We start from the raw sequence: 15,960 nt of genomic DNA, 5'->3' as shown, positions 1-15,960 counted from the left end.
AGAGATAAAATGGCTAAAGAATTTACACATCTTACTGACAGTGGAGTCCACATGGTTGAAGTTGGAGAAAAAAAAGACCAAAAAAGGTTAGCTATTGCCAGTGGAAAAATAGATTTAGATAAAAACACAATAGCTATGATTCAAAATGAAGAAATAAAAAAGGGGAATGTTTTAACAACTGCTCAAATTGCAGGAATTCAAGGTGTTAAAAACACTTCTTCAATAATTCCACTTTGCCATCCATTAAACTTAACTGGTATTGAAATTGATTTTGAAGTTAAAGAAACTGAAATAATAGCTGTCTGTTCTGTTAAAACATTAGGAAAAACTGGTGTTGAAATGGAAGCTTTAACTGGTGTAAGTGTAGCATTACTTACAATATGGGATATGGTTAAAGCAGTTGAAAAAGATGAAAACGGTCAATATCCAGATACAAGAATTAGTGATATTAAAGTTTTAAAGAAAGAGAAAATTTAAAGTTTATATATTAGTAGAAAAATAATTAATTATAATTTTTATTTTAACAAATTTATTATAGGAGATATTATGGCAAAAAAAGATAATAAAATTTCCATGCCTCAAACAGGTGCAGGGTTAGTAAGATATTTTGATGAAGAAAGTGTAGGCCCAAAACTCTCACCAGAGCATGTAGTTGTTATTACTGTTATTTTAGCAATTTTCTGTTTTGTATTAAGATATTCTGCTTAATCTTTTTTTATTTAAGATTAAGTTAACTTACTATTTTTCTCTATTAACTTATTTTAGGTATTTTCATGTTAACTAAAAGAATCATTCCTTGTTTAGATTGTGATTTACAGGTTCCTGAAGGTAGGGTTGTTAAAGGGGTTGAGTTCAAAGAGATTAAATATGCTGGAAACCCTGTTGATTTAGCTACTCGTTATTATGAAGAGGGTGCTGATGAGATTGTTATTTTAGATATTACTGCATCCTATGAAAGAAGAGGAACTATGGTTGATGTAATTAAAAGACTTACTGAAAATGTTTTCATTCCAATTTGTGTCGGTGGTGGAATAAGAAAAGTTGAAGATTACATTAAAATGCTTAAAGCAGGTGCAGATAAATGTTCTACAAATACTGCAGCTATTAAAAACCCTGAACTATTGACTGAAGCTTCTAAAGTTGTGGGATCTCAGGCTGTTGTAATTGGAATTGATGCTAAAAGAAGATATGTGGATAATCCTAGTGATGCACCAGACAAAAACGTTATTGAAACCGATAAAGGATATTGCTGGTTTGATTGCAGTATCTATGGTGGAAGGGAATTCACAGGTATTGATGCAATTGACTGGGCACAGAAATGTCAGGATTTAGGTGCTGGTGAAGTTCTATTAACTAGTATGGATGGTGATGGAACTAAAGAAGGATATGATTTAGAATTAACTAAAGCTATTAATGATGCAGTTGATATTCCAGTAATAGCTAGTGGTGGTGTTGGAGAACCTAAAGATATTCTTGATGCATTTACAGTTTCTGATGCAAGTGCTGCTCTTGCTGCAAGTATATTCCACTTTAATGAATATCCAATTGCTGAAGTTAAACATTATTTAAAAGAAAATGGTGTTAATGTCAGACTATAATATCATTGACCTGGAGTTAACTCAACTTTCTGGTCAGACCTCTCAACCTCCATGGAAACAGGAAAATGATGAATATAGGGAGGTTGTTATTGTTGAAGGAGTTCCTGTACTTTTTAAAGCTCATGAATTAAATAAGTCTATTGAGTTTAGCTATGAATTTCCTTTAAATTCTGATTTTCATATTAAAAAATCTATCTTAGATAAAAAAGCTAGTGAAATCTTTGATTTGGATTTTAATCTCTCTAAATTTTATAAATATTTAAATCAGGATGAAAAACTAGCTGAAATGACTTCCTTTTGTGAAGGTTTAAGACTATTTCTTGCAAAGGATAAATTTGAGTCTATTTTATCTTCTATTTGTTCTGCTAATAATTCAATAGTCAGGTGGACTAAATCTATTGATTTAATAAAGGAAAAATGGGGAAAATCCTATGAATTTCCATCAGGGACTTTTTATGGGGTTCCTTCTTTAGATGCAATTATAAATTCTTTTGAAGATGATCAGGAAGAGTTTGATAATTGTGATTTTCCAGATATTTCCCTTTGTGAAAACAATCTTAAAGCTTGTGGAGTTGGTTATAGGGCACCTTATATGAAAAAAGCCACTGAAATTCTTTCATTGGAAATGGATTTTGGTGAAATTTCTAAAATGTCTTATGATGAAGCTTTTGATACTATTTTAAAACTTCCAGGTGTTGGGCCTAAAGTGGCCGATTGTATATTGCTATATGGATTTAATTTTAGAGAAGCTTTCCCTTCTGATGTGTGGATTAAACGTATTGTTTCTCATTTGTATTTTGAGGGGAAGGATATTAAAGTTCCTAAAATAAGGGAGTTTGGAATGGAGGAATTTGGAGATTATGCAGGATATGTGCAGCTCTATCTTTTCCATTATGCCCGCCGCTCTGGACTAATGAATGAACTTAAAAAGTAGCTATTTTTTTGATTTATTGTTTCTTTTTCAACAGTTTCAATGGAAACTATTATATATAGTACTCTACAATTTAATATTATGAATATTAGGTATACTACAATTATTGTAAATGATATGGAGGAAAGTGTTAACTTCTATAAGGAAGTTTTCGGTTTTGAAGTTGAAAAAGAATTAAATATGCCTGATAAACAGATTAAATTTTTAACAGGTGAAAATGGATCTGGTGTTGAACTTATTAAGGAAGAAGATACTGAGATAGGTTTAAATGCAATAGCTGTTTCCGTAGATGATGTGGAAAAAGCTATTGAAGAGATAAAATCTAAAATTCCAACAGTTGAAGTTCAAATTGTAGATGTTCCAAATGGAAAGTTGGGTTTTGTCAGTGATCCAAATGGTGTAACCATTGCAATTTCTCAAAAATAAGGGGGTTTCTATGGATAATTTTGATGAAAAACCTTTTGGTGCTTTATTGGCAGCTCTTAAAAAAAATCAACATAAATTTTTAAATGATCGTTTAAAAAAAGATGATTTAACCACTATGCAGGCAGTTTTCTTAATAAAAATTCATGTTCAGGACTGTTGCTCTCAGAAAGACTTAGCAGATTATTTTTATGTAAATAAAGGAACTGTAGCTAAATATTTAAGGGATTTGGAAGACAAAGGATTTGTTACTCGTGAAAGAATCCCTGAAAATAGGCGTCAATATAAGTTAAAGTGCACAGAAAAGGCAATTGACATTATGGCAACTTTTAAAGAGATTAATGAGGAATGGGAACAAAAAGTAGGTTTAAATGAATTAGGTCATGATTTTGTTGAAAAATTTAGAAAATTAACAGTTAACAGTGTAAAACTAAATGAGGAGGAATTATGAAGTTCGAAAGTAGTTTAGAAAAATATGTATTAATTGTAGCTACTTTAACTGCATTTTTTACAGTATTTTTATCTTCAGGAGTTGGGGTTGTTATCCCTTCAATAGCTGTAGACTTTGGTATGAGTAATATTGTTCAAAATTGGATTACAACAATATTCTTCTTAGCAGTTGCAGTATTTACTATTCCAGCAGGTCAGATATCTGGAAAATATGGTCTTAAAAAGTCAATGGTCTGTGGGTCCGCGCTTTTTATTATAAGCTCAATTTTTGCAACACTTTCAGTTTCATCTGAAATGTTTTTAATTACAAGGATATTTCAGGGAATTGGTGTAGCATTTCTTAATGTAGCTTCAATGGCTATTGTTGTTTCTGCATTTAAGCCAGAAAACAGAGGACAAGCTATTGGACTTAATGTAACTGGTGTTTATCTTGCAACATCATTATCTCCAGTTATTGCAGGATTTTTAAACCATCAATTTACATGGCATTCAATTTTCTATTTCACAATTCCATTTTTAGTATTCTGTTTAATTGTTCTTATTGTTAAAATAGATAAGGAATGGAAAACCTTTGAAAATGTTCCAATTGATAAAAAAGGTTCTGTTGTCTACAGTATAGGTATATTGTTATTTGTTTATGGTTTCACTACCTTAAATGAAATGTCTGGTGTTATTTTAACCATTGTGGGAATTATCTTCTTAATTGCATTTGCATATCTTGAGTTAAAAATTAAAAACCCAGTATTTGAAGTTAGATTCTTTAAAAATCCTAAGTTTTCATCATCAAACTTTGCAGCATTATCAGGTTATCTAGCTACCTTTGCAATAGTTATGATTGTTAACTATCATTTACAGTACATCAGAGGATTCTCTTCACAGACATCTGGTCTGTTATTAATGATTACTCCAGTATTTCAGGTTGTTTTAGCTCCTTTAGCAGGACGCCTATCAGATAAAGTCAATCCTCAAAAATTGTCAGCTATTGGAATAGCTATTGGTGCAGTGGCAATTGGAATAATTGCAACATTAAATGAACACACTCCACTTTATGTTTTAGCTATTGCTTTAGCATTGCAAGGTATTGGATTTGGAATATTTTCTTCCCCAAACAACAATGCAATTATGAGTTCTGTTCCTCCAAAAGACACACCAATCGCTTCAGCTTCAGTAGCAACAATGAGGGTTATTGGTCAGACTTTAAGTTTAGGAATGTTAACCTTAGTATTTGCATTTGTAATGGGTAATGTACCTATTATTCCTGAGTACTATCCATTGTTAACTTTAAGCTGTCAAATAGCTGCTGCAATCTGTACAGTTCTCTGTGTAATTTCAGTATTTGCTTCTTTAGTTGGAATTAACTCAAAACCAGTTAAATTATAGCTAGTTTTAAACTAGCTATTTCTTTTTTTTAATATTCATAAACAAGAACTCTATCTAATTTAAATCCAGTGACTTCACTTGTTTTTAGAGCGAAATCAACTATCTTTTCACATTCTTCAAGTGTAGGATTTATTTCAAAGATTATAATGGATATTCTGTCTTTATATTTTATGATAAAATCTACTGGATAAAATTTGTCTCCAATTAACATCTTTTCACTGTTACTTAGTTCGTAGAGTTCATATTTTCCTTTTATTACTCCACCAAGAAGTGAAAAAATTTCATCTTTTTCCTCATTATTTTCCATTTATATTTCCCCTATAATTGTAGTAATTATTTTAAAAATAAGTTAATATAAATGGATTAGTTCTTTATTGAGGCAATTTAACAGTTAAAAATAAGTTTTTAAGTAAAATTATAAAAAAAGAATGGAGTTAAAGAATTTATTCTTCAACTACTTTTAATTTGAGCATTTTGTCTCCAGCTTGGATTTTGTATACAACATCCATACCATTGATGACTTGACCAAATACTGTGTGTACACCATCTAAATGTGGTTGTGGAGAGTGAGTAATGAAAAATTGGCTTCCACCAGTGTCTTTTCCTGCATGAGCCATTGAAAGAGCACCAGTTCCATGTTTGTTAGGGTTTCCTTCAGTTTCACATTTGATTGTGTAACCTGGTCCTCCAGTTCCGTCTCCTCTAGGGCATCCTCCTTGAATTACAAAATCAGGGATTACTCTGTGGAAAGTTAAACCATCATAAAATCCTTCTTTGATTAATTTTTCAAAGTTTGCAACAGTGTTAGGTGCATCTTTTTCAAATAATTCTAATTCAATTGTTCCTTTTTCAGTTTCAATTATAGCTTTTTTCATAATATCACTTTTTATAATTTTAAATATCATTAATAATATATTTATTTATATATAAAGTATTTGGAGTTTTTAAATGAACACTAATGAAATTATTGATATTGAAGATAAATATTTTATTAACACTTTTACAAGACAACCAATTGTATTGGATCATGGAGATGGTGTAAAAGTTTATGATAAAGACGGAAATGAATATATTGATGTTTTTGCAGGAATAGCTGTTAATATTTTAGGCCATAACAATAAACGTGTTGTTGAAGCTATTCAAAAACAAGCAGAAAAGTTAATTCATATTTCTAATATTTATTACAATGAGCCAGCTGTTGAATTTGCAAAAAAACTTATTGACTTAACCTGTCTTGACAGAATTTTCTATGCAAATAGTGGAGCAGAAGCTAATGAAGGAGCTATTAAAATAGCTTTAAAATACACTGGTAAATCAGAAATAATTACTACCAACAACTCTTTCCATGGAAGAACTTTATTAACTTTAGCTGCAACTGGTCAGCCTAAATATCAAGAACCTTTTAACAAAAATCTTCCTCAAGGATTTATTAATGTGCCTTACAATGATATTGATGCTATTAAAGCAGCTATTACTGATGAAACTGCAGCCATTATGGTTGAACCAATTCAAGGTGAAGGTGGAGTCAATGTACCTGATGAAAACTACTTAAAAGAGATTTCTGAAATCTGTAAAGAAAAAGGAATTCTCTTAATCCTTGATGAAGTTCAAACTGGTTTTGGAAGATGTGGAACTTTATTTGCTCATGAATTATTTGACATTAAACCAGATATCATCACTATGGCAAAAGGCATGGGTGGAGGAGTCCCAATTGCAGGATTTTTAGTAACTGAAGAAGTAGCTAAAGGTTTCCAACCTGGTGATCATGGTACTACCTTTGGTGGAGGTCCTTTAGTTTGTGCAGCAGCTAATGCAGTTCTTGATGAACTCTATGAGAATAATGTATTAGATAACTGTGTTGAAGTTGGTAATTACTTCAAAAATGAGCTTGAAAAGTTACAAGAGAAAAAAGAAAAAATTGCAGATGTTAGAGGCTACGGTCTAATGATTGGTGTAGAATTAGATTGTCCTGGTGCAGAATATGTGGATTCAATGAGAGAAAAAGGATTTTTAATTAACTGTACTGATGGAAATGTCTTAAGATTTGTCCCACCTCTCATTATAACAAAAGAAGATATTGATAAAGTTATAGTAGCACTTGATGAAGTGCTTTAAATTTTCCAATTCTTCTTTTTTATTACTTTTTCAAAAGCAGTTGAAAGTTCTAATTCTTTTATTTTATCTAAACTTGCCCACATCCAGTCATCATGTTCGTCACTTATTTTTACTTCACCTTTTAAGTCTTTAAGGTACATTATTATCTGAACTGTTCTTTTATGAACATAATCATCTTGAACAGCTTCACAAAAATCACCTATCTTTCCATCAAGACTAGTTTCCTCTTTTATTTCACGAATAAGTGCTTCGTCAAAGAATTCACCAGGGTCTACTTTTCCTCCAGGCAACTCCCATTTGTGAGGGTTGGTTCGTGATTTTGGATGCCTTCTTAAAATTAGGATTTCATCATTATCATTTTTTATGATTCCTCTCATTGTAAGTCCATAAGGTTTGTCCATAAGTTTTCCTCCTTAATTATTATCTATTGATTAAATTATTTAATTTTAAATTTAGCAGTGGCAATTTCTTTTCCTTAATTAATTATAAATAAAACAAAATTTAAAAATAATACTATAATATATCTTATTTATTTTTTAATGGGAGATAAAATGGATTTAAATATTAAAATTAATGATAAAGGTCATTTAGATATTGGTGGAGCAGATGCAGTGGATATTGCTGATGAATTTGGAACTGCTCTTTTTGTAATTGATGAAAATAGGATAAGAGATAATTATAATAGATTTTATAATGCATTTTCAAAATATTATCCTGATTTCAGAGTATACTATGCATGTAAAGCTAACACAAACTTAGCTGTTTTAAAAATCCTTGAAGAAGAAGGCTGCTGTATTGATGCAGTTTCTCCTGGTGAAGTTTACACTTCTAAAAAATTAGGTTTTGATGGAGACAGAATTCTTTTCACTGGAAACAATGTTACTACTGAAGAGTTAAAATTTGTATATGAACAAGGAGCAGTCATTAACCTTGATTCAGTTTCTGCATTAAAAAGATTAGCTGAAGTAATCGATCCAAATGGAGTTAAAATCTCTTTCAGAGTAAACCCAATGGTAGGTGCTGGACACCACGACCACTGTATTACTGGAGGGGTAATGAGTAAATTTGGTATCATGGAAAGTGAAGCAGTAGAAGTATACAAACTCGCTCGTGAATTAGGCTTTAATCCAGTAGGTATGCATTCTCATATCGGTTCTGGAATTTTAGACCCTGAACCATTTAAATTAGCTATTGAATCTACAATGGATATTGCAGGAAAAGTACATCAGGAAGCTGGAATCGACTTCGAATTTGTTGATTTCGGTGGAGGTGTTGGAATTCCTTACACTCCTGAAGAAAGTATAGTGGATATTGACAAATTTGCAGAAGAAAACATCAAATTATTCAAAGAAAAACTTGAAGAATATGATATGGGCAATCCAACAATGTATCTTGAACCTGGAAGATACTTAGTTGGTGACGCATCTGTATTGCTTGTTCGTGTAAACAGTGTAAAACAAAGCTACAGAAAATTCATTGGAGTAGATGCAGGATTTAACACTTTACTTAGACCAGCAATGTATGATTCATACCATCATATTGTAGTAGCTAATAGAATGAATGATGAAGCAGTTGAAAAAGTAGATATTGCAGGAAATGTCTGTGAATCCGGAGATTTATTTGCAAGAGATAGAATGATGCCTGAAGTTGAAGAAGGCGACTTATTAGCTATCTTAAATGCAGGTGCTTATGGATTTACAATGTCTTCCAACTACAATTCAAGACCTAAAGAAGCTGAAGTTTTAGTAAAAGATGGCGAATGTTTTGTTGTTCGTGAAAGAGAAACATTTGATGACTTATTTAACAAACAAATCATTCCAGATCATTTAGAATAGGTTGATAATATGGATTTAAAAGGTTTAAAATTCTCTAAAATGCACGGAATAGGTAATGATTTCCCAATAATTGATGAATCTAAAGGCGTGGTAATTCCTGAGGAAGATAAACCTGAAGCTTGCAGATTCCTCTGTCATAGAAACTTTGGAGTAGGTGGAGATGGAGTACTTTTTGTTGTACCATCTGATGTAGCTGACATTGGATACAGAATGTTCAATCCTGATGGAAGCGAAGCAGAAATGTGTGGAAATGGTATCAGATGTTTTGCAGATTTTGTTTATAGGAAAGGCATTTTAAAAGAAGAAAAAATGACTGTTGAAACAAAATCTGGAATTAAAACCATTGAAATAACACTTGAAGATGGCGAACCAGCACTCTTTAGAGTAGATATGGGAACATCCACCTTCAAAGTAGATGAAATTCCTATGACTGCAGATGTAGATGAATTTTCAGATGGAAAATTAGATGTTTTAGACACTTCTTTTAATGTTACAGCTGTTAGTGTTGGAAATCCTCATGCAATCATCTTTGTTGATGATATTGAAGCTGTAGATATTGAAAAATATGGTCCAGCTATTGAATGTCATGAAGTTTTCCCAGAAAAAATTAATGTACACTTTGTTCAAGCAGTTTCTAAAACTGAAGCAGTTATGAAAACATGGGAAAGAGGAGCTGGTGTTACACTTGCTTGTGGAACTGGTGCAACCTCAACAGCTATTGCAGGTGTAAAATTAGGTGTATTTGATACTGAAAATATATTATTACATCTTCCTGGAGGCTATTTAAAGTTCAATGTCTATGAAAAAGATGGAAAACTTGGAGCATGCATGGAAGGGCCTGCTAAACTTGTATATGATGGAGAAATCCAAAGAGGATATTATTAATCCTCATTTTTTACTTTTTTTTATAAATAACCATTTATTAAAACAACATCTTCAAAAAAGAAGTGTTCACTTTCAGCTATTTCTGCAATAAAACCCATTTCATCAAGTCTATCTAAGGTCTTCTCATTATCAGAAAGTGAAGACTGAATTAGTTGGACAATTCCTTTAGGGTTTAAATGATTTTTCACTTCATCTAAAAATAAGTCAATAACTTTTCTTCCATTTAATCCACCATCAAATGCATAATTTAAATTGTCTTCTATAACATCATCATTATCGGTAGGTAGATATGGAGTATTAAATAATATAACATCAAACTTTCTATCTTTTACAGGTTCAAATAAATTACCAAATAGGATTTCAATATTTTCAATGTTATTAGCTTTAAAATTCTCTTCAGCTAGTTGCACTGCATCAAAATTAATGTCTGTTACTGTAATCTTGTCAGTGATTTTAGAAGCATACATTGCAACAATACCAGTTCCAGTTCCAATTTCTAATACGCTGTCTCCATGTTTTATTTTTAAATTGTCTGCAAGCATATAGCTATCTTCAGCAGGCATATAAACAGTTTCTGATGTATTTATAATAAATTCCATAGTTTTACCTTAGTTTAAAATAGGATCTAATTGTTTTGATAAAAACAATATATTTTCAGGACTAATTTTTAGCACTCTTTCACTTAACAGGTCATTAATCTTTGTTGAAGTGATGCTATTTAATTTATTTTTAAATTCTTTTTTATCTAGGGAACTGACTTCATGGCGTGAGTCAATAAGTGCATTTCTAGCTTTCTTATTTTTATGCTGGAATAGAGCCTTGGTAAATTTAGAATATAATCTAAAATCATCTTCATTAATCTCTGAAATTGCTAAATTTGATAATTCTCCTTTAAATTCAGGAATTTTTGGGCTTAATTTAATTACAGTAGAATCAACCTTTGGTTTTGGAATAAAAGATTCAGCAGATACATTTGTTAACAATTCAACTTCACATTTAAAATAGAGCATTGCTGAAAGTCTTGAATAATCTTTAGTTCCAACTTTGCCTTTCATACGGTTTGCAAATTCTTTCTGGTACATTAAAATAGCTGTATCAAAGTCATATTCTAAAAATTTAAAGGTGATTGGAGAAGAGATTTGATAAGGTAGATTTGAGATGATTTTATTAAATTCTGGGAAATCCACATTTAATGCATCATCATTAATCAATTCTACATTTGTTATATTCTCATTTTCCAACCTTTCTTTGAGTATGTCAAAAATAGTTGGGTCTTGCTCGATAGCTATAACTTTTTTGGCTTTTGATGCTAATTCACAAGTTAAGGTTCCTATTCCAGGCCCTATCTCAAGAACGATATCTTCTTTTGTTATATTTCCGAAATCAATAATTTGATCCCGTTTATTTCTATCAATAAGGTAATTCTGACCTAAATTTTTATTTAATTTAATATTGTATTTATTTAAAATGTCTTTAGTTGTTTTTGCTAAAGATTGTTTATCCATATTAAACCTTACCTTCTTGTTTTTTGTTATGAGGTCTTTTAGGAATGTTTGTAAATAAATAATATTTTTTCTTACCTCTTTTTGATGTTGTGGTATCTAATTCTTGTTTAACTCTGTTAACTAACATTCCAACAGGATCAGTTAATGCAGGAACTCTTTCTTTAATGTCTTCGAAGCTTTCAAATGGTTTTTCTTTTCTAGCTTCAATTATTTTCCACATGTGTTTTTTACCGATTCCAGGAATTAATTCAAGTTTATGGAGTCTTGTACTTACAGAGCCTGCAGTATTAAAGAATTCTACATATTTTTCTTCTTGAGATTCAATTATATCTCTAATAGCATAATCCATTTCAATTCTACTAGTAGCTGTTAAATTGGTGTAGTTTAATTTTCCATTAATTCTACCAATTTTATCTCTTTTTCCAGAGCCTATAAATACAGTTTCTCCAATTTCTAAATCAATTCCATCTTTTGGAGTTAACTCTAATAAAGTGAAATAATCATTACCAATAGCCTGAGCAATAGCCTTTCCTTTAAATTTGGACATATCGTTTTGTACATACCCTAAACTCAAATAATCTAAAATTATTGCGTTTTCTTCTTTTTTTTCAGAGGGTATGTTATTTTTTTTGTTTTTATTAGTCATGATATCACTTCATTTTCGAGAGTCTAAAGTAAATTTTTTCAAAAATTCTTTAGCTATTATTAAAGTTTATCTTGATATGTAATAAAGATATCTAAAAAAAGTTTAAACTAATATAATTAAAATTAAAAAAAAGAGGAATAGTTTAGTAACTATTCAATAACTTCGTATTTTTCTAATATTGCAAGGATTTGTTCCATTTCATCTTTTTCAAGATGAACGTTTTCTTTTGCAAATATTAATCTTAAGTCTGATAAATCAGTAGGAATTAAATCAACTATACGAATTGCAAGTTTTGGTTTTACAAACTCTTCAAGTTCTTCAATAATTTTTTCGCTGTCTTCAACAGAATATTTTTTGAATCTTGAGAGATGATTTAAAGTAATATTTTGTTCGTAAGTTAATTCGTTATTTTCAGAAAATTCTTCAAGAATTTCTTTTACTTTGACAGATTGAATTGGTTCACTGTCAATAACTCTTTTTCCTATCATAGGAATCATTCAGTTTGTAATTTTAAATGATCAGGTCTTACAATTAACTCTTTAGCTTTGTTTCCATCTTTTAAGGATACTAAGTATGCTTTTCCTTTGGTACCGATAATTTTACCAGTTTTTCCATGGAATCTGTGATGAGGTTGACCTTTTTGAATACTTGGGTTAATAATAATGTGAACTAAATCGTCAACTTCAAATCTTTGGAGTTTGTTTGTAATTGGGTTAGTTCTTCCTTCTCTTGCTACTTTAGTCATTTTTTGTCTTGATCTACTTCTGGATCCTCTTGATCTTTGCATTGTATAAACCTCTCTTAATATTAATAACGTCTGGGTAATGAATCTATGTTATCAGCTACCTAGTATAAAAATGCCCATATCATACTAGTAACATAGAAAATAAAAATTATAAAATTAATCAAAATATAGTATATTTGATAATGTTAAATTATTTATATAAAGCTATTAATATACTTTTAGTTTTTTAGTTATGTTGAAAAATTTTTTTAAAAAAAGTAATTAAAGAGGATTAATTTAATTCCTCTATTTATGCAATTTGTGGATTTTCACCTTTTTTTGCCCATTTAACAACACGCATTGTGATTGGTTGAGCAATAAATGTCCAAATAAACATTATTACAAAGTGTACTAAAATCATAATAACGATATTTTCCCAGGACACAGTAAATGCAAATGCTAATCCAATAAAGATTGTGTTATCTACAATTTCCCCAACTGCAATAGCAATAATGGATTTGTGTCCAATATCTCCATCTTTTGAATTATTTTTTAAGATGGTAGTTAATCTAGCATTAATAAAGTTACCAACAAGGTAGGATATAAATGATGAAATTAACATTCTTGGTGTTTGTGAGAAAATAAATGTAAAACTATCTTGTCCAGCCCAATAGCTAGCAGCAGGTAATAATAATCCTACTGTTGAGACTAAAACAAATAATAGGTTACATAGTACACCGAAAATAATTGTTTTTTGTGCAGTTGACTCTCCATAAACATCGGCTATTACAGATGTAAGAATGAATACAACTGGATAAATTATTACTCCACAAGGCACTGTTAATCCCCAGAATCCTAAGTCTAAGATTTTAACAGTAACAATGTTTGTTGTAACAAATGCTACACAAAAAATAGTGATAAGGATAATTTTTTTCTCTATATAATCAAAATTTAGATTTATAATGATTCCTCCGAATAATCACTATAATTTAATATCTAAATAATGTTTTATAAATATTAGTTTAATTTAACTTAAGTTTTGTTAAGTTAATTTTAGTAAAAAGGAGTTTTTAGTTTTGAAATTGATTAAAATTTAATAAAAAAGGTGTGTAAGATTTGAAATTAGTTTTCAAATCTTCTTCTGTCAATTAATTCTTGACGTTTACCTGCATTCCAACCACCAGATGCAGATTTTGCACGACCTACTTGTTGTACGTATCCAGTAATTCTATCATACCATTCTACATCTTCAGTTTCACCACAGGTAGGACAACTGTTGTTTAATCCTTTCATTAAAGTTTTACATTTTAAACAGAAACTTAATGCAGAACTGTAAGCCCAGAATCCAATATCTGATTTTTTAGCTATTTTGTTAGTTAAACTCATTAATGAATCTGGATCAGAATAGGATTCACCCATGAATGCATGGAAAATATGTCCACCAGGAGTTAAACTGTGGTATTTTTCTTCAATTTTTATTTTGTCAATTAAAGAACCTTGTGTGTCAACTGGTACATGTGAAGAGTTAGTGTAGTAGCTAGCATCAGCACTACCTTGTACAATAGCTTTATCACCAAATTGTTTTTTATCAAGAGTTGCAAACCTGTATGCAGTAGATTCTGCAGGGGTTTGGATAACACTCCATCTAAGTCCAGTGTCGTCTTTTAATTGGTTAGCTCTTTCATTAACATATTCTAAACATTTGACCCCGAATTTATTTGCATCGGGATTTTCAATTCCTTCTCCAAATAATGCAAGTAACATTTCATTAAGACCAACATATCCAAATGAAAGTGTGGAGTTGTCTATTCTGTAGTAAGGTTCACCATCAACATCTTGATCAAGGAATGGTAAGATATGGTAGTCGTTTAAGCATTTTAAACCTTGTTCTCTTCTAAGCATTAAGGTTTCTACAGCTAAATCCATGTATTCATCTAAGTATTCGAATACTTGGTCTTCGTCTTTAGATTGGTATCCGATTCTTGGGAAGTTTAAAGTTACATATGCAAGGTTTCCTGTTCTTAAACAGTCTTGTTCCCAGTCACCAGTCCAAGTATCTTGTAAACAGGTCCTACATCCCATATAATTTGCCATATTTCCTCTGTATTTAGGGAACATATTTACAAAGTAAGAAGAACCATATTTTGCAGATAATTCGTGAACTAAACGAATATCTTCTTCATATTCACTGTTTAAGGTTTCTTTTCTTAAAGTGTAGATAGTGTTAGGGAATAAATGAGGTTTTCCATCTTTATCTCCTTGTAATAATGTTTCAGTGAATGCTCTTTGGATTAATCTGGTTTCTTCTTCAAAGTCTCCGTAAGTTCCAACTACTTGTCCTTTAGGACCATATGCTGTTACATCTTGTAAGAATTTTGGAACTCCGAATTCTAATCCCATACTTGTAAATGGTACTTGGGATCCTCTTGCAGCATATGCCATATTTAAGTTGTAAACAAGCATTTGGACAGATTGTTTGATTTCTTCATAGGTTCTGCCTCTTGCAAATGGAGCTACAAATACATTCCAGAGGGTCATTGCTTGTCCACCAGACATGTTTTGTTGTGCAGCAAGCATGATTTCTCCAGTATGGTTCATTAAAGTTTCCATATGATTTGGAGCACCTGCAACAGAGGTATGGTCACCAGTACCATCTACTTTAAGACCATATCTGATAAATGCTCTAATATCATGTTGCATACAGTTTAATGGTCTTCCTGCAAAGAATTCTAAATCATGTATGTGGATATCTCCAGACATGTGAGCATCTGCTAAATGAGGGGGTAACATTTTTAAAAGAGCATATTGTTTTAATGCTTCGTCTGCTACATGTTTGTGAATGGTTTCAGGGTTGTGAACCATATTTGCGTTATCTCTGTTACCATTTTCAATTAAGGAAGTAATATTGTAAACAGGGATACCTAAACGAGTGTAGTTACTCCTGATGTCTTCTAATCCATATTCAATAAGTTTACTGTTAACCATTTCCCTAATCATTGGAGCGGTTAAGTATTCTACATTTAATTTTTTAAGTTCTTTCCACACGTCAGAAGCAATTTTAAATGCAGTTTCTTGGGAAGCTCCAGTTTCTTCAACTAAAGTATTTGCGATTTTTGATAAATCGAATGGTTCAATTGTATCTCTTGAAGTATGAACTTTTAATTGAGCAGTAGCTAAGTATTTGTTAGCTATTTCATTGTCAATATCTTCTAAGTTTTCATATACAATCTTTTTAATTTCTTTAGTTGTAATTCCTTCATGAAGTTGGGATACAACATCAGCAATAATTTTGTCTGATTCAAAGAAAGGTACTTCAACCATTACTAATGATTTTAATAATTTTTCATAGCTGAATCTTTCTGTAATTCCATTATTTTTCTTTACATTAATTTCAACAGGTTTTGATAAAGACATTTGACTTCCGTCCATAATACACACCTTTTTTAATAATTATAATCATGAAAAATT

General features: G+C 30.8%; 20 protein-coding genes. 10 read left to right on the top strand and 10 right to left on the bottom strand.

Annotated features, from left to right (window positions below; translation table 11 throughout):
• The first annotated feature begins 9 nt into the window (after nucleotides 1-9).
• The 7 genes from moaC to MBBWO_RS07300 all read left to right on the top strand — a co-directional run bounded on the left by moaC (nucleotide 10) and on the right by MBBWO_RS07300 (nucleotide 4,782).
• On the top strand, nucleotides 10-477 hold the full coding sequence (gene moaC, locus MBBWO_RS07330; RefSeq protein ID WP_116670244.1) for a cyclic pyranopterin monophosphate synthase MoaC: 468 nt from the start codon (nucleotides 10-12) through the stop codon (nucleotides 475-477).
• 69 nt (nucleotides 478-546) lie between these two features.
• Nucleotides 547-708 carry a preprotein translocase subunit Sec61beta gene (locus MBBWO_RS07325; RefSeq protein ID WP_116670243.1) on the top strand — a complete coding sequence of 54 codons (162 nt, stop codon included), beginning with the start codon at nucleotides 547-549 and terminating at the stop codon, nucleotides 706-708.
• Nucleotides 709-773: 65 nt separating this feature from the next.
• On the top strand, nucleotides 774-1,598 hold the full coding sequence (hisF, locus tag MBBWO_RS07320; protein WP_116670242.1) for an imidazole glycerol phosphate synthase subunit HisF: 825 nt from the start codon (nucleotides 774-776) through the stop codon (nucleotides 1,596-1,598).
• Nucleotides 1,585-2,532: a DNA glycosylase gene (locus MBBWO_RS07315; protein WP_394340368.1), complete on the top strand. Its 948-nt coding sequence runs from the start codon at nucleotides 1,585-1,587 to the stop codon at nucleotides 2,530-2,532. The genes hisF and MBBWO_RS07315 overlap by 14 nt, the downstream gene beginning before the upstream one ends.
• Before the next feature lie 39 nt (nucleotides 2,533-2,571).
• On the top strand, nucleotides 2,572-2,955 hold the full coding sequence (locus MBBWO_RS07310) for a VOC family protein (protein ID WP_116670240.1): 384 nt from the start codon (nucleotides 2,572-2,574) through the stop codon (nucleotides 2,953-2,955).
• 10 nt (nucleotides 2,956-2,965) lie between these two features.
• Nucleotides 2,966-3,403 (top strand): MarR family winged helix-turn-helix transcriptional regulator, encoded by a 438-nt coding sequence (locus MBBWO_RS07305; RefSeq protein ID WP_116670239.1) that lies wholly within the window; start codon nucleotides 2,966-2,968, stop codon nucleotides 3,401-3,403.
• Complete coding sequence (locus MBBWO_RS07300) at nucleotides 3,400-4,782, top strand: MFS transporter (RefSeq protein ID WP_116670238.1); 1,383 nt, start codon at nucleotides 3,400-3,402, stop codon at nucleotides 4,780-4,782. Before MBBWO_RS07305 ends, MBBWO_RS07300 begins: the two co-directional genes overlap by 4 nt.
• Before the next feature lie 28 nt (nucleotides 4,783-4,810).
• Here MBBWO_RS07300 and MBBWO_RS07295 read toward each other — a convergent pair whose 3' ends face one another.
• Together MBBWO_RS07295 and MBBWO_RS07290 are read right to left on the bottom strand one after the other, a co-directional pair.
• Nucleotides 4,811-5,089: a hypothetical protein gene (locus MBBWO_RS07295; protein WP_116670237.1), complete on the bottom strand. Its 279-nt coding sequence runs from the start codon at nucleotides 5,087-5,089 to the stop codon at nucleotides 4,811-4,813.
• Between the two features lie 136 nt (nucleotides 5,090-5,225).
• Nucleotides 5,226-5,657: a peptidylprolyl isomerase gene (locus MBBWO_RS07290; protein WP_116670236.1), complete on the bottom strand. Its 432-nt coding sequence runs from the start codon at nucleotides 5,655-5,657 to the stop codon at nucleotides 5,226-5,228.
• Between the two features lie 73 nt (nucleotides 5,658-5,730).
• Here MBBWO_RS07290 and MBBWO_RS07285 point away from each other — a divergent pair, with 73 nt between their 5' ends.
• Nucleotides 5,731-6,897, top strand: a complete 1,167-nt coding sequence (locus tag MBBWO_RS07285) for an aspartate aminotransferase family protein (RefSeq protein WP_116670235.1) — start codon at nucleotides 5,731-5,733, stop codon at nucleotides 6,895-6,897.
• Here the strand turns inward: MBBWO_RS07285 and MBBWO_RS07280 are convergent.
• The gene (locus MBBWO_RS07280; protein WP_116670234.1) at nucleotides 6,894-7,298 is read right to left on the bottom strand and encodes an NUDIX hydrolase; all 405 of its coding nucleotides are present in this window, start codon (nucleotides 7,296-7,298) and stop codon (nucleotides 6,894-6,896) included. The two genes, MBBWO_RS07285 and MBBWO_RS07280, sit on opposite strands and share 4 nt — an antisense overlap.
• Nucleotides 7,299-7,448: 150 nt before the next feature.
• Here MBBWO_RS07280 and lysA point away from each other — a divergent pair, with 150 nt between their 5' ends.
• Complete coding sequence (gene lysA, locus MBBWO_RS07275) at nucleotides 7,449-8,732, top strand: diaminopimelate decarboxylase (RefSeq protein ID WP_116670233.1); 1,284 nt, start codon at nucleotides 7,449-7,451, stop codon at nucleotides 8,730-8,732.
• A gap of 9 nt (nucleotides 8,733-8,741) precedes the next feature.
• Nucleotides 8,742-9,617 carry a diaminopimelate epimerase gene (gene dapF / locus MBBWO_RS07270; RefSeq protein WP_116670232.1) on the top strand — a complete coding sequence of 292 codons (876 nt, stop codon included), beginning with the start codon at nucleotides 8,742-8,744 and terminating at the stop codon, nucleotides 9,615-9,617.
• A gap of 20 nt (nucleotides 9,618-9,637) precedes the next feature.
• Here dapF and MBBWO_RS07265 read toward each other — a convergent pair whose 3' ends face one another.
• From MBBWO_RS07265 to nrdD, 7 genes are all read right to left on the bottom strand, one after another.
• Nucleotides 9,638-10,216, bottom strand: coding sequence for a HemK2/MTQ2 family protein methyltransferase (locus MBBWO_RS07265; RefSeq protein ID WP_116670231.1), 579 nt, complete (start codon nucleotides 10,214-10,216; stop codon nucleotides 9,638-9,640).
• 9 nt (nucleotides 10,217-10,225) lie between these two features.
• Nucleotides 10,226-11,122, bottom strand: a complete 897-nt coding sequence (rsmA, locus tag MBBWO_RS07260; protein WP_116670230.1) for a 16S rRNA (adenine(1518)-N(6)/adenine(1519)-N(6))-dimethyltransferase RsmA — start codon at nucleotides 11,120-11,122, stop codon at nucleotides 10,226-10,228.
• Between the two features lies 1 nt (nucleotide 11,123).
• The gene (locus tag MBBWO_RS07255) at nucleotides 11,124-11,768 is read right to left on the bottom strand and encodes a DUF655 domain-containing protein (RefSeq protein WP_116670229.1); all 645 of its coding nucleotides are present in this window, start codon (nucleotides 11,766-11,768) and stop codon (nucleotides 11,124-11,126) included.
• A gap of 149 nt (nucleotides 11,769-11,917) precedes the next feature.
• Nucleotides 11,918-12,256 carry an RNA polymerase Rpb4 family protein gene (locus tag MBBWO_RS07250; RefSeq protein WP_116670228.1) on the bottom strand — a complete coding sequence of 113 codons (339 nt, stop codon included), beginning with the start codon at nucleotides 12,254-12,256 and terminating at the stop codon, nucleotides 11,918-11,920.
• Between the two features lie 5 nt (nucleotides 12,257-12,261).
• Nucleotides 12,262-12,555, bottom strand: a complete 294-nt coding sequence (locus tag MBBWO_RS07245) for a 50S ribosomal protein L21e (protein ID WP_116670227.1) — start codon at nucleotides 12,553-12,555, stop codon at nucleotides 12,262-12,264.
• 247 nt (nucleotides 12,556-12,802) lie between these two features.
• Entirely contained in the window at nucleotides 12,803-13,417 is a 615-nt protein-coding gene (locus MBBWO_RS07240) for a queuosine precursor transporter (RefSeq protein WP_116670226.1), read from the bottom strand.
• Between the two features lie 197 nt (nucleotides 13,418-13,614).
• Nucleotides 13,615-15,921, bottom strand: a complete 2,307-nt coding sequence (gene nrdD / locus MBBWO_RS07235; protein WP_116670225.1) for an anaerobic ribonucleoside-triphosphate reductase — start codon at nucleotides 15,919-15,921, stop codon at nucleotides 13,615-13,617.
• Nucleotides 15,922-15,960: the final 39 nt, after the last annotated feature.

This window comes from Methanobrevibacter woesei (genome assembly GCF_003111605.1).
Lineage (GTDB): Archaea > Methanobacteriota > Methanobacteria > Methanobacteriales > Methanobacteriaceae > Methanocatella > Methanocatella woesei.
The sequence above is the reverse complement of the archived record's forward strand: the minus strand, read 5'-3'. Positions and strand labels throughout refer to the sequence as shown.

Excerpts from the sequence above, each read along its gene's own strand:
- moaC (WP_116670244.1), top strand. The coding sequence starts at position 10 with ATGGCTAAAGAATTTACACATCTTACTGACAGTGGAGTCCACATGGTT.
- MBBWO_RS07325 (WP_116670243.1), top strand. The coding sequence starts at position 547 with ATGGCAAAAAAAGATAATAAAATTTCCATGCCTCAAACAGGTGCAGGG.
- hisF (WP_116670242.1), top strand. The coding sequence starts at position 774 with ATGTTAACTAAAAGAATCATTCCTTGTTTAGATTGTGATTTACAGGTT.
- MBBWO_RS07315 (WP_394340368.1), top strand. The coding sequence starts at position 1,585 with ATGTCAGACTATAATATCATTGACCTGGAGTTAACTCAACTTTCTGGT.
- MBBWO_RS07310 (WP_116670240.1), top strand. The coding sequence starts at position 2,572 with ATGGAAACTATTATATATAGTACTCTACAATTTAATATTATGAATATT.
- MBBWO_RS07305 (WP_116670239.1), top strand. The coding sequence starts at position 2,966 with ATGGATAATTTTGATGAAAAACCTTTTGGTGCTTTATTGGCAGCTCTT.
- MBBWO_RS07300 (WP_116670238.1), top strand. The coding sequence starts at position 3,400 with ATGAAGTTCGAAAGTAGTTTAGAAAAATATGTATTAATTGTAGCTACT.
- MBBWO_RS07295 (WP_116670237.1), bottom strand. The coding sequence starts at position 5,089 with ATGGAAAATAATGAGGAAAAAGATGAAATTTTTTCACTTCTTGGTGGA.
- MBBWO_RS07290 (WP_116670236.1), bottom strand. The coding sequence starts at position 5,657 with ATGAAAAAAGCTATAATTGAAACTGAAAAAGGAACAATTGAATTAGAA.
- MBBWO_RS07285 (WP_116670235.1), top strand. The coding sequence starts at position 5,731 with ATGAACACTAATGAAATTATTGATATTGAAGATAAATATTTTATTAAC.
- MBBWO_RS07280 (WP_116670234.1), bottom strand. The coding sequence starts at position 7,298 with ATGGACAAACCTTATGGACTTACAATGAGAGGAATCATAAAAAATGAT.
- lysA (WP_116670233.1), top strand. The coding sequence starts at position 7,449 with ATGGATTTAAATATTAAAATTAATGATAAAGGTCATTTAGATATTGGT.
- dapF (WP_116670232.1), top strand. The coding sequence starts at position 8,742 with ATGGATTTAAAAGGTTTAAAATTCTCTAAAATGCACGGAATAGGTAAT.
- MBBWO_RS07265 (WP_116670231.1), bottom strand. The coding sequence starts at position 10,216 with ATGGAATTTATTATAAATACATCAGAAACTGTTTATATGCCTGCTGAA.
- rsmA (WP_116670230.1), bottom strand. The coding sequence starts at position 11,122 with ATGGATAAACAATCTTTAGCAAAAACAACTAAAGACATTTTAAATAAA.
- MBBWO_RS07255 (WP_116670229.1), bottom strand. The coding sequence starts at position 11,768 with ATGACTAATAAAAACAAAAAAAATAACATACCCTCTGAAAAAAAAGAA.
- MBBWO_RS07250 (WP_116670228.1), bottom strand. The coding sequence starts at position 12,256 with ATGATAGGAAAAAGAGTTATTGACAGTGAACCAATTCAATCTGTCAAA.
- MBBWO_RS07245 (WP_116670227.1), bottom strand. The coding sequence starts at position 12,555 with ATGCAAAGATCAAGAGGATCCAGAAGTAGATCAAGACAAAAAATGACT.
- nrdD (WP_116670225.1), bottom strand. The coding sequence starts at position 15,921 with ATGGACGGAAGTCAAATGTCTTTATCAAAACCTGTTGAAATTAATGTA.